Below are 12,439 nucleotides of genomic sequence, written 5' to 3'. Positions count from 1 at the left end.
GTCTAAATCCTCTATTAAAGAAAATACTAAACCTTGGTGGCATACAGACTGTCCCCATTGTAAAAAAGTACGCTTATTTATTATTTGGTTAGGGTTGATGTTGCTTGCCGACTACGCCTGGTTCAATCTGATCTTTTCGTCTTAACTTGTTTTTATCTTGTAAATTCACGATTAAATTTTTGTGTTGCTAGTTGTTTTTTAACATAAAACAAATGGTTGGCTTTGTTAGTTGCTTACGATGCACTATACTTCACGGCAATATGATAGTGCTGGTTACTATTTAAACAATTCAACTTAATAAAGTGATAACTAATTTAAAATGACAACAGCAAAAAAACGTCCTTTATACATACCTTATGCAGGTCCCTCGTTAATCGAAACACCTTTGTTGAATAAAGGTAGTGCGTTTACAAAAGAAGAGCGCAAAAACTTCAATTTAGCAGGCTTATTGCCACCGCGTTTTGAAACCATTGAAGAACAAGTGTCGCGTGCCTATATGCAATATAGCAGCTTCCAAACGGACTTGAATAAGCATATATATTTGCGTGCAATTCAAGATAACAACGAGACCTTGTACTACCGATTAGTGCAAGAACATTTAGAAGAGATGATGCCGATCATTTATACTCCTACAGTAGGTGATGCTTGTGAACAGTTCTCTGACATCTACCGTTCTTCTCGTGGTTTGTTTATCTCGTATGACGATCGTCATAACCTTGACGATATTTTACGCAATGCAACGAAAAACAAAGTTAAAGTGATTGTTGTCACTGACGGTGAACGCATCTTAGGTTTAGGTGACCAAGGTATTGGTGGTATGGGGATTCCTATTGGTAAGCTAGCGCTATATACCGCCTGTGGTGGTATTAGTCCTGCGTACTGTTTACCCATTACACTAGATGTTGGTACTAATAACGAAAAGCTACTCAATGATCCGATGTACATGGGCTCTCGTCATAAACGTATCGAACAAGAAAAATATGACGAATTTGTTGAGTTATTTATTCAAGCAATGCAACGCAGGTGGCCACATGCGATGCTGCAATTTGAAGATTTCGCGCAGCCTAATGCTATGCCGTTATTAAACAGATATAAAAATGAAATATGCTGTTTTAACGATGATATTCAGGGGACCGCATCTGTTACTGTTGGTACTTTGTTAGCAGCCTGTCGCACCAAAGGCGCTAAACTATCTGAGCAGAAAGTCGCATTTGTTGGCGCTGGTTCTGCCGGCTGTGGTATTGCCGAACAAATTATCAGTCAAATGGTCAGCGAAGGTGTTTCACCTGAGCAGGCAAGAAGCCAAATTTTTATGGTCGATCGTTTTGGTTTATTAACACAAGGTATGGAAGGTTTAAGAGACTTCCAAGAAAAGCTTGTTCAATCTAGAGTACAAGTTAACGATTGGCGTATTGCTGGCGAATTTGCTTCTCTTGTTGAAGTGATGAACCATGCTAAACCAGATATTTTGATTGGTGTTTCTGGTCAGGCCGGCCTGTTTACGGAAGAAGTCATTACCACAATGCATAGTCATTGTTCACAACCTATTATCTTTCCATTAAGCAACCCGTCTCGTCAAGTTGAAGCAACGCCAGAGCAAGTCGTCAACTGGACTCAAGGCCAGGCGATTGTCGCGACGGGCTCACCATTTGCGCCTGTAGATTACAAAGGCAAGCTATATCCAGTTGCTCAATGTAACAACAGCTATATATTCCCTGGGTTAGGCTTAGGTGTTGTTTCAGCTAATATTAATCGTATTACTGATGAAATGTTAATGATAGCAAGTGAAACGTTGGCCAAAGCGTCGCCTTTGGCAAATACTGGGGAAGGTGAATTATTGCCGGCGATTACACAAATAGCGAGTCTGAGTAAAGACATTGCGTTTGCTGTTGCAAAAGTTGCTTACGAACAAGAACTTGCCCTTGAAATTAGCGACGAGCAATTGAAGGCGAAAATTGAACGAAACTTTTGGCAACCAGAATATCGTGACTACCGCCGAACAAGCGTTTAATTTTAAAATCCAAGAGCCAATGAATTTTGGCTCTTTTTCTTTATAAAGGTCTAAGCGTCATTGTTCTGTAATCAATTGAGGCTAACCTCGAATACCATTAGGCATTTTTGACTATATAGTCTATAATCGCGCCCAAAATTTTATACCAGTTTTTAACTTACACTATTAAGAGGGCTTATCATGGCTATCGAACGTACTTTCTCAATCGTAAAACCAGACGCAGTTGCTAAAAACGTAATTGGTCAAATCTACAACCGTTTCGAAACAGCAGGTTTAACTATCATTGCTTCTAAAATGGTTCACTTATCTAAAGAGCAAGCTGAAGGTTTCTACGCTGAGCACAGCGAACGTCCTTTCTTTGGCGCTTTAGTTGAGTTCATGACTTCAGGTCCAGTGATGGTTCAAGTTTTAGAAGGCGAAGGCGCTGTTCTGAAAAACCGTGAAATCATGGGTGCTACTAACCCAGCTGAAGCTTTAGCTGGTACTTTACGTGCAGACTACGCAAACTCAATCGACGAGAACGCTGTTCACGGTTCTGATGCTGTAGAATCAGCTGCTCGTGAAATCGCTTACTTCTTCACAAACGAAGAAGTTTGTCCACGTACTCGCTAATTTGCTTTTAATCTTCGCCTTTGGCGCGTTTTTGGTGTCGAGAATGCTCACGTACTCATGTACGTTCCGCGTTCTCTCCTAGAACACGCACCAAAATGCTTTGGTTAACTATCAAATTATAAAAAGGATTTTACTGGTTTACGGTAAAATCCTTTTGTTTTGTAAAGACTGAGCAATCTTAAGCGTTTCTTTTACCGAAACTTTTAAAATTACTTAGTTGAAAAATTGTCACTGATGTCTAAAAAGTGTACAATTTTGCGCCTTTAAATTCTTTGTATTACTACGTATTTTGAGAAAATCTTTATGACCGAAGTTGTTGTTCCTGCTGAGCAGAAAACCAAAATTAATCTATTAAACTTTGATCACCAAATGATGAGAGAGTATTTCGATTCGATAGGTGAAAAGCCGTTCCGTGCTGATCAAATGATGAAATGGATTTACCATTTTGGTTATGACGACTTTGAAAAAATGACCAACTTCAACAAAAAGCTTCGTGAAAAACTGGCGCGTAATTGCGAAATTAAAGCGCCAGAAATTTCTGAAAAGCAAGTATCAAAAGATGGCACCATCAAATACGCACTTGTATTAGAAGGTGGTCAAGAAGTTGAAACCGTATGGATCCCAGAAAATAACCGTGCAACGCTGTGTGTTTCTTCACAAGTTGGTTGTGCGTTAGAGTGCACATTCTGTTCTACGGCTCAACAAGGTTTCAACCGTAACTTGTCAATGTCTGAAATTATTGGTCAAGTATGGCGTGTTGCCAACGATATTGGTGCAACCCGCATCGCTGGTAAGCGACCAATCACTAACATCGTAATGATGGGGATGGGTGAGCCGTTACTTAACATGAAGAATCTAATTCCTTCACTAGATACCATGTTAAATGATTTAGGTTATGGTTTATCAAAGCGTCGCGTGACAGTGAGCACATCGGGTGTAGTACCTGCACTTGATATGTTAAAAGAGAAAATTGACTGTGCATTAGCCATATCAGTTCATGCGCCAAATAATCCATTACGTGATGAATTAGTGCCAATTAATAAAAAGTATCCACTTGAAGATTTCTTAGCAGCGTCTCGCCGATACATTGATGGCTCTAAGGCGCAAAAAGCAGTAACTGTTGAGTATGTCATGCTTGATCATGTTAATGATTCAACCGAACAAGCACACGAATTAGCTCACGCACTTAAAGATACGCCAAGTAAAGTAAATTTAATTCCGTTTAATCCATACCCGGGGTCACCGTATAAACGTTCAAGTAATTCACGTATTGATCGTTTTGATAAAGTACTGCAAAGCTATGGTTTAACTGTGATCACGCGACGTACACGTGGAGACGATATCGACGCCGCATGTGGTCAATTGGCAGGTGATGTTTTAGACAGAACTAAACGTACAGGCGCTAACCAAGCAAAAAAACAGGTGAATCCTGATCAAATTTCAGTAAAAATGGTTTAGTTATTACTTAAAACTATTTTTGGAATTTAGCGCGTATGGACAAATGGCATAAATTACTGGTTATTTTTGCATTGAGTAATGCATTGTCAGCCTGTGTGACTCAGCAATATAGTAAAGACAACACACCGGTTGTAGAAAATGAAGCGAGTAATGACGAAATTGCCATGACGCGCATTTCACTTGGCTTAGGGTATTTAAATATTGGTAATACGACCCAAGCTAAAACGAATCTTGAAAAAGCTAAACGCTATTCACCTAAATTAGTTCAAGTACATACAGCTTTTGCTCACTATTACGAAACTGTTGGTGAGCCTGAACTGGCGAGTAAGTCCTTTTTAACGGCTTTAGAAATTAAACCTAACGAGCCAGATACCCTGAACAATTACGGCGTATTTCTATGTCGACAAGATGATATTGAAGGTGCTCAAGAGCAATTTCTCAAAGCGATTGCCGTGCCTGAGTACGTGCGTGTATCTGAAAGTTATGAAAACTTAGCGCTTTGTCATTTAAACAAAGACAACTTTGAAAAAACTGAGTTTTACCTAACAAAAGCATTAATGCATAGCCCAAGTAGCGCCTCTGTATTGCAGCAACTGGCGCAATTGGCTTATGTAAAAGGCGATTTTAAAAGTGCAAAAAACTATATTGCACGTTATGAGAAAGCAACGCGCCAATTTAACCCTAGTTCATTGGCTTTGGCGTATAAGGTTTATGAACGCGCAGGTAATATGACGATTGCAAAAAATTATGGTGCGATGTTAGTTAAAATGTTTCCTAACGCCTATGAATCAAAGCAGTATTTATTAAATAGTTTAGCTAGAATACCCGCTGATGATTTAGCCGATAAATATCAGCTTAAGCAGAATAAGGACAAAAAACGTGTGGTGGTGTTATCACCAAACAAGAAAACGCATATCAGTAAAGCGAAAAGCGAACACGCAGCGCCTTTAGATATTGCGAGTTTTGATAAGCCATCACCAACAAAAGTGGTGGTTGAGCCCAAAGCTGAAACCGAAATAACAATACAAACTGCTAAAAGTACCGTAGCGGCTCAAGCGGAACGAGCTCAATCGACAAATACCGGTGCACTTACTGTGCCCATTCATATCGTTAAATCAGGAGAGTCAGTGTATAGCGTCTCTCAGACTTACGGTTTGACCATGAAACAAATTCAGCGATGGAATAAGTTGTCTTCGCGTAGCATTTTAAAAATAGGACAAGTGCTCATTTTAGCCGATCCAAAACAGGCTAGTAAGTAAATAAAAATATGAGTGAAGTAACTGAAATTACAGAAGATATCGAAATTATCGGCCCAGGTCGATTGCTAAGTGATGCACGTAAAGCAAAAGGCTTAAGCATTGAGCAAGTTGCCGAGCAACTTAATTTTCGTAAAGGCTTGGTTAAAGAAATTGAAGACGATCACTTTGATAGAAGTTTACCGTCTACCTTTAATCGTGGTTATTTGAAAAACTATGCAAAATTAGTTGATGTGCTAGAAGAAGACGTACTATCGAGCTTTGAAATGCTTGGTGTTGCCGAAAAGCAAAGTACAGAAATGCAAAGCTTTTCTAAAATCACTGAAAAACAAGCACAGACGCGAAGTTTGATGTGGTTAAGCTACTTGATTTTAGCGATATTAATCAGTTCTACCTTAGTCTGGTTCTATCAATATCAATCAAGTATCAAAGAAAAGTCAGTAACGATAGATGCAAAGGTTCAAGAGAGCGTTGATGAAAATATTGATGCACCATTGAATGAGGCGACTGAAAATTCACCTTCGACTCAACTAACAAGTGCAAATGATGCTATTGACCCACAAACATCTAGCATCCTAGCCAAAAATACCGATGAAGTTCATACTGGCGACGAAACACGAATAACAGCCGATAGTATAGATGAATCGAGACAGCAAGCGATAGAGTCTATAGAAAATAGTACAAGTCAGGCTGCACAGCTTGCAGAGAGTAACGAGTTATTAACATTACCTGAACAACCAGGGCAAGACGCGCCTTTATCTGTAGTGGAAGATGTCGTCGTGTTTACGTTCTCTGGTGACTGTTGGGTTAATATTTATGATGCCACTGGTGAGCGTATTGCTTGGGGTGTAAAGAAAACTGATTATGTGATGACCATTAAGGGTGTTGCGCCATTTAATGTTACCCTTGGCAAGCCTGAACTCGTCTCAATCGATTTCGCAGGCCAACCGGTAGATATGTCGCAATTTAGCGCAGGTAATATTGCGAAATTTACATTGCCAATCGTATCAGCACAGTAACACGCGTTAATTGAAATTATTGTAGAAAAATTATGTTTAAAGAATCTCCTATTATCCGTCGTAAGTCTCGCCAAATTATGGTGGGAAATGTTCCAGTTGGTGGCGACGCACCTATTTCAGTGCAATCAATGACAAATACCCTAACGACTGATGTTGCAGCTACTGTTGCGCAAATAAAAGCGTTAGAAAATGTAGGTGCTGATATTGTTCGTGTTTCAGTGCCGACTATGGATGCGGCAGAAGCCTTTAAAGAAATTAAAAAGCAAGTTGATGTGCCTTTAGTAACCGATATCCATTTCGATTACCGCATTGCGTTAAAAGTAGCGGAATACGGCGCAGACTGTTTACGTATCAACCCAGGTAATATTGGTAAAGAAGAACGCGTAAGAGCGGTTGTAGAAAGTGCTCGCGACAAAAATATTCCAATTCGTATTGGGGTTAACGGTGGTTCACTTGAGCGTGATTTACAAGAAAAGTATGGTGAACCTACACCGGAAGCTTTGCTTGAATCAGCAATGCGCCACGTTGATATTTTAGATCGATTAAACTTTCATGACTTTAAAGTCAGTGTGAAAGCATCAGATGTATTCCTTGCCGTAGGTGCATACCGTTTACTGGCTAAACAAATTGATAACCCGTTACACCTAGGTATTACGGAAGCCGGTGGTTTCCGCTCTGGCTCAGTTAAATCTGCGGTAGGTTTAGGGATGTTATTGGCTGAAGGTATTGGTGATACGTTACGTGTTTCTCTTGCTGCAGATCCGGTTGAAGAAATTAAAGTAGGCTTTGATATTTTAAAGTCATTAAAACTTCGCTCTCGTGGCATTAACTTCATTGCTTGTCCAAGTTGTTCACGTCAAGAATTTGATGTTATTAATACAGTAAATGCCCTAGAAGAGCGCTTAGAAGACATCATCACGCCAATGGACGTATCGATTATCGGTTGCATTGTAAATGGTCCTGGCGAAGCAACCGTATCAGATTTAGGTTTGACTGGTAGTAGCAAAAAAAGTGGTTTTTACCTAGATGGCGAACGTCAAAAAGAACGCATTGATAATGGCGACATTGTTGACCAGCTTGAAGCTAAGATTCGTGCAAAAGCGAGTAAAATGGATCAAGAACGCATCGACATTGAAGAAGTAGAGTAGTCCCAAAGTTGTTTAAAAGCGTTATAGGATAAGCCAAGTGATTTACGTTTGTGCTGAATGTGCCTATAATGCGCGCTGCAATAAAATTTAAGAGAGATTCAACATCCGTGAGTAAAGCGATTCAGGCAGTTAGAGGCATGAACGATTGCCTTCCTTCAGAAACAAATATTTGGCAAATGGTTGAGGAAACACTGCGACGTGTTGCCGGCAATTACGGCTTTGCTGAAATTCGTATGCCGATCGTTGAATCTACCCATTTATTCAAACGTTCAATCGGTGAAGTTACTGATATCGTTGAAAAAGAAATGTATACCTTTGACGATCGTAACGGCGACAGTTTAACCTTGCGTCCTGAAGGGACTGCAAGTTGCGTGCGTGCTGGTAATCAGCATGGTTTGCTTTATAACCAAGAGCAGCGCCTGTGGTACATGGGGCCAATGTTTAGACATGAGCGTCCACAAAAAGGCCGTTATCGTCAGTTTCACCAATTTGGTATTGAAGCATTTGGCATAGCAACCTCAGATATTGATGCTGAAGTTATTATGCTATCAAATCGTCTTTGGACGGAACTTGGTATCAAAGACGTTGTCACATTAGAACTGAATACGTTAGGTTCTAATGAAGAGCGCGCGCAGTATCGAGATGCGTTAGTTGAGTACTTAACTAAACATGAAGATAAACTCGACGAAGATAGTAAGCGCAGAATGCATACTAACCCGTTGCGTGTCCTAGATAGTAAAAACCCTGACGTACAAGCTGCGCTTGTCGATGCTCCAAAACTTTCTGAGTTTTTAGGTGAAGAGTCACAACAACACTTTTCATCGTTGTGTGCACGATTAGATGCAGCGGGTATTGAATACGTTATTAACGAACGTTTAGTGCGTGGCTTAGATTATTACAATCGTACCGTTTTTGAATGGGTGACAGATAGTCTTGGCGCACAAGGTACTGTTTGTGCTGGCGGTCGATACGACGGTTTAGTTGAGCAACTAGGCGGCAAAGCAACACCTGGTTTTGGTTTTGCTTTAGGTATTGAGCGTTTAGTGTTATTGATTACGAGCTTAGAAAAAGCTAACAATATTCGCCCACAAGCTGATGTATATATCGCGATGATGGGGGAAGCAGCGGAACTTGCTGGTAATGGTCTTGCAGAGCTATGGCGTGACCAAGTAAAAGAAATTCGAATACAGTGTCACTGTGGCGGTGGCAACTTTAAAAAGCAAATGAAACGTGCCGATAAATCGGGTGCAAGCATTGCGGTTATTTTAGGTGACAATGAGCTCTCTGAAAAAACTGCGACAGTCAAATATTTGCGTGAACAAAAAGAACAAGAAAGCGTGGCATTTGAAGATATGCCAGCTTTGTTAGAAAAATTAATGTAAGGAAGTAATGTGGAAACTTATCAAACAGAAGAACAACAAGTAGAAGCGATCAAAAAGTTTTGGCAAGAAAATGGTAGTTTTATTATCGGTGGTATTGTTGTCGGTCTAGGTGGCTTTGTTGGCTTCAACTATTACCAAGATAGTGCCTTAGAAAGTGAAGAAAATGCAACATCTGCCTATATGCAATTGATGACCGCAGCCGAAGAAAATGGCGATAAGTTTGCGCAAGATGGAGAAGCGTTTGTTGCTGCTCATAAAGAGTCAAGCTTTGCTTCGTTCACATCATTAGCGTTAGCTAAAGACGCGACCAGCCATAAAGACTGGGCCGGCGCTGCAAAACACCTACAAATGGCTGTTGATAACGCTGCAGACGAAGGCGTGAAAAGCATTGCATTGCTTCGCTTAGCTCGCGTTCAATTACAACAAGAGCAAGCAGATAAAGCATTATCGACATTATCAGGTGAAATTGCCGAAGGTTTTGTTGGTGCGGCGGAAGAAATTAAAGGTGATGCTTACCTTGTTCAAGGTAAAACAGAGCTAGCTCGCAACGCATATCAAGCAGCCGTTGATGCACTTGGTACAGCTGCTTCGACTAATCCTAATTTACAAATGAAATTAGACGACTTAGCCGAACATGTTGAATTAACAACTTTACCAGCAGCAACCAAGTAGGATTTATTGTGCAATTGCTACCCAAAAAAATACTAACAACATTAGCACTTGTTTTAACACTTGCCGCTTGTTCTTCAACAGATGATGAAAATGAAGCAATCGCGGTTGCTGAACTTACAGATATTGAACAGCAATTTGAACCTCAAGTTGTATGGTCTGAGAGCGTTGGCGATGGCATAGGTGACTTTTTCTCACGCTTGAAGCCAGCTATTGCCTATGACAAAGTGTTTAGTGCAAGCCGAGAAGGCGACGTCATCGCTTTTGAAGAAGCTACAGGTAAAAAGCTTTGGCAAATTAATTTACGTAAGCCGTATGCTGGCAATGCTATCTTTTTTGGTAGTGATGAGTCAGCAATGCTGTCTGGTGGCCCTGTAACAGGTGGTCGTAAAGTATATATCGGTAGTGAAAATGGTGATGTTTACGCTATTGATGAAGCAACCGGTGACACTGTTTGGCAAGTTAAAGTAAAAGGTGAAGTCATTGCTGCACCAACGTTTGAAAATAACGTTGTATTAGTTAATACAGTATCTGGCTTATTAACTGCGTTAGATGCTAAAAATGGTGAAGAGTTATGGCAGGTTGAACAAGATGTTCCGCCATTAACTCTGCGCGGAATTAGTGCTCCTTCAGCTGCATCGGGTGGTGTACTTATTGGAACTCCAGCTGGCGAACTTACTGTTTATATTTTAGAAAGTGGCCAACAAGGTTGGTCTGTAAACTTAGGTGAAGCAACAGGCTCAACAGAATTAGACCGTGTTGTTGACGTTGACTCTAAGCCACTTGTGTTAGGTGAAACCGTTTATTCAGTTTCATCGCGTGGTCAGTTATCAGCGCTTGAATTGCGTAGCGGTCGAGTATTATGGCAACGCCAGTATTCTTCTTATCGTCAAATTAGTATTTCGCGTAACAATATTTATTTAACAGACGTTAAAGGTCATGTTTATGCAGTTGACCGTTTAAACGGATTAGAGCGCTGGAGCAATGCGTTATTGACAAACCGCAACGTAACCGGCCCTGCAGTCCATGGTAAATATGTTGTCGTAGGTGACTTTGAAGGTTATTTACATTGGTTAGACGCACAAACGGGCGATATCGTTGCTCGCACCGAAATTGACTCAAGTGGTGTATATACAACACCAACTGTTTCAGGTGGTATATTATACGTGCAATCACGTGATGGTGATTTAGAGGCAATTAAACTGCCTTAGATGCTTAGTCATGCGCAACTAATGCCATGGTATAAGTGAAGCGTTTAACCGTATTTTTTCCTAACGGCTCCATTGTGAAAACATCGGAGCCGTTGTGTTTTTTATTGTTTAACCTAAAGTTAGGTTATTAATTAAGTTATTTTTGAGGTATACATGCTTCCTGTAGTCGCTCTTGTGGGCAGACCCAATGTTGGCAAATCAACGTTATTTAATCGTTTAACGCGTTCTCGTGACGCGCTTGTTGCTGACTATCCAGGCTTAACGCGTGACCGCCAATATGGTCAGGCTCAGGTTGAAGAGCATCCGTTCATTGTAATTGATACGGGTGGCATTCATGGTGATGAAGAAGGCATTGACGCACTAATGGCTGAGCAATCGTTAATGGCGGTTGAGGAAGCTGATGCAGTGCTATTTTTAGTTGATGCTCGCGCCGGATTAACAGCAGCTGATCAAGGTATTGCTGAATATCTACGTAAGCAAAATAAGCAAGTTTTCTTAGTCGCTAATAAAGTAGATGGCATTGATGCCGATTCTGCGGTTGCTGAGTTTTACTCTCTTGCGCTAGGTGATAAAGTGCATCAAATAGCCGCTGCCCACGGTCGCGGTGTAACTCAATTACTAACACTTGCCTTAGAGCCACATATTGCCGAGCTCAGCTCTGAAAAATCTCATGAAGAAAGTGATGACGACATTGATGAAGTTGATTACGAAAACTTTGATGAAGAGAGCGTAGAAGCCCCTGAAGAAAACGACAAAATTAAGCTAGCGATTATTGGTAAGCCTAATGTCGGTAAGTCAACACTTACTAATCGCATACTTGGTGAAGAGCGTGTTGTTGTATACGACATGCCTGGTACCACTCGCGACTCTGTCTATATCCCTATGGAACGCAATGGCCGCGAATATACGTTAATAGATACGGCAGGTATTCGTCGTCGTAAAAACGTAAATGACGTTGTTGAAAAGTACTCGGTAATTAAAACGTTACGTGCCATTGAAGACGCGAATGTTTGTTTATTAATTATTGATGCAAGAGAAGGGATTACAGACCAAGATTTGAGTTTGCTTGGCTTTATTTTAGAAGCGGGTCGATCCCTCGTCCTCGCAGTTAATAAGTGGGATGGTTTAGACGATTCGGTTAAAGATCGTATTAAGTCAGAGTTAGATCGACGCTTAGGCTTCATTGATTTTGCGCGAATTCACTTTATTTCCGCGTTACATGGTACCGGCGTTGGCCATTTATACGAGTCGGTAGAGGAAGCGTTTATTTCAGCAACGAAACGTATTTCTACGTCTATGGTTACTAAGGTGTTAGATCTTGCGGTATTTGATCATCAGCCACCAATGCACAATGGTCGCCGTATCAAGTTAAAATATGCTCATGCCGGTGGTTACAACCCGCCAATTGTTGTTATTCATGGCAATCAGGTTAAGCATTTACCGCCTTCTTATAAGCGCTATTTAATGAACTACTATCGTAAGTCGTTAAAGATTATGGGCACACCAATTAAAATTGAATTTCGTGAAACCTCTAATCCATTTGCAGGCAAGAAGAAGTTAACGTTTACCGAACAAAAGAAAAAAGCTCGCGCAACACAAGGCTATAAAAAGAGCGAATAATCATTTAATTATTCGCCATAATATTGATTTTGTTATAGCTTTTGGCTAGTGTA

10 protein-coding genes are annotated in these 12,439 nt (G+C 40.6%); all 10 read left to right on the top strand.

All coding sequences use genetic code 11. The features are described from left to right. Positions 1-319 precede the first annotated feature (319 nt). The 10 genes from QQK02_RS09755 (at position 320) to der (ending at position 12,386) form a co-directional block, all read left to right on the top strand. Complete coding sequence (locus QQK02_RS09755; protein WP_284207823.1) at positions 320-2,011, top strand: NAD-dependent malic enzyme; 1,692 nt, start codon at positions 320-322, stop codon at positions 2,009-2,011. Positions 2,012-2,191: 180 nt separating this feature from the next. Further along, on the top strand, positions 2,192-2,623 hold the full coding sequence (gene ndk / locus QQK02_RS09750) for a nucleoside-diphosphate kinase (protein WP_284207822.1): 432 nt from the start codon (positions 2,192-2,194) through the stop codon (positions 2,621-2,623). A gap of 303 nt (positions 2,624-2,926) precedes the next feature. Beyond that, positions 2,927-4,081, top strand: a complete 1,155-nt coding sequence (locus QQK02_RS09745) for a bifunctional tRNA (adenosine(37)-C2)-methyltransferase TrmG/ribosomal RNA large subunit methyltransferase RlmN (protein ID WP_284207821.1) — start codon at positions 2,927-2,929, stop codon at positions 4,079-4,081. Between the two features lie 35 nt (positions 4,082-4,116). Beyond that, the gene (gene pilW / locus QQK02_RS09740) at positions 4,117-5,340 is read left to right on the top strand and encodes a type IV pilus biogenesis/stability protein PilW (protein WP_284207820.1); all 1,224 of its coding nucleotides are present in this window, start codon (positions 4,117-4,119) and stop codon (positions 5,338-5,340) included. 8 nt (positions 5,341-5,348) lie between these two features. Continuing rightward, positions 5,349-6,356 (top strand): RodZ domain-containing protein, encoded by a 1,008-nt coding sequence (locus QQK02_RS09735; RefSeq protein ID WP_284207819.1) that lies wholly within the window; start codon positions 5,349-5,351, stop codon positions 6,354-6,356. Between the two features lie 32 nt (positions 6,357-6,388). After that, the gene (ispG, locus tag QQK02_RS09730; protein ID WP_284207818.1) at positions 6,389-7,504 is read left to right on the top strand and encodes a flavodoxin-dependent (E)-4-hydroxy-3-methylbut-2-enyl-diphosphate synthase; all 1,116 of its coding nucleotides are present in this window, start codon (positions 6,389-6,391) and stop codon (positions 7,502-7,504) included. 107 nt (positions 7,505-7,611) lie between these two features. Then, positions 7,612-8,886 (top strand): histidine--tRNA ligase, encoded by a 1,275-nt coding sequence (gene hisS / locus QQK02_RS09725; RefSeq protein WP_284207816.1) that lies wholly within the window; start codon positions 7,612-7,614, stop codon positions 8,884-8,886. 9 nt (positions 8,887-8,895) lie between these two features. Next, entirely contained in the window at positions 8,896-9,558 is a 663-nt protein-coding gene (locus tag QQK02_RS09720; RefSeq protein WP_284207815.1) for a YfgM family protein, read from the top strand. An 8-nt stretch (positions 9,559-9,566) separates the two neighbouring features. Then, complete coding sequence (gene bamB / locus QQK02_RS09715; protein ID WP_284207814.1) at positions 9,567-10,766, top strand: outer membrane protein assembly factor BamB; 1,200 nt, start codon at positions 9,567-9,569, stop codon at positions 10,764-10,766. A gap of 153 nt (positions 10,767-10,919) precedes the next feature. Beyond that, the gene (der, locus tag QQK02_RS09710; protein WP_284207813.1) at positions 10,920-12,386 is read left to right on the top strand and encodes a ribosome biogenesis GTPase Der; all 1,467 of its coding nucleotides are present in this window, start codon (positions 10,920-10,922) and stop codon (positions 12,384-12,386) included. The last annotated feature ends 53 nt before the right edge of the window (positions 12,387-12,439 follow it).

Source organism: Thalassotalea eurytherma, from assembly GCF_030161415.1.
GTDB lineage: Bacteria > Pseudomonadota > Gammaproteobacteria > Enterobacterales > Alteromonadaceae > Thalassotalea_G > Thalassotalea_G eurytherma.
This window is presented reverse-complemented; position numbering and strand designations above follow the sequence as displayed.

What these genes read in the sequence shown, in the direction of transcription:
- pilW (WP_284207820.1), top strand. Translation starts at nt 4,117, where the DNA reads ATGGACAAATGGCATAAATTACTGGTTATTTTTGCATTGAGTAATGCA.
- ispG (WP_284207818.1), top strand. Translation starts at nt 6,389, where the DNA reads ATGTTTAAAGAATCTCCTATTATCCGTCGTAAGTCTCGCCAAATTATG.
- QQK02_RS09745 (WP_284207821.1), top strand. Translation starts at nt 2,927, where the DNA reads ATGACCGAAGTTGTTGTTCCTGCTGAGCAGAAAACCAAAATTAATCTA.
- der (WP_284207813.1), top strand. Translation starts at nt 10,920, where the DNA reads ATGCTTCCTGTAGTCGCTCTTGTGGGCAGACCCAATGTTGGCAAATCA.
- ndk (WP_284207822.1), top strand. Translation starts at nt 2,192, where the DNA reads ATGGCTATCGAACGTACTTTCTCAATCGTAAAACCAGACGCAGTTGCT.
- QQK02_RS09755 (WP_284207823.1), top strand. Translation starts at nt 320, where the DNA reads ATGACAACAGCAAAAAAACGTCCTTTATACATACCTTATGCAGGTCCC.
- QQK02_RS09735 (WP_284207819.1), top strand. Translation starts at nt 5,349, where the DNA reads ATGAGTGAAGTAACTGAAATTACAGAAGATATCGAAATTATCGGCCCA.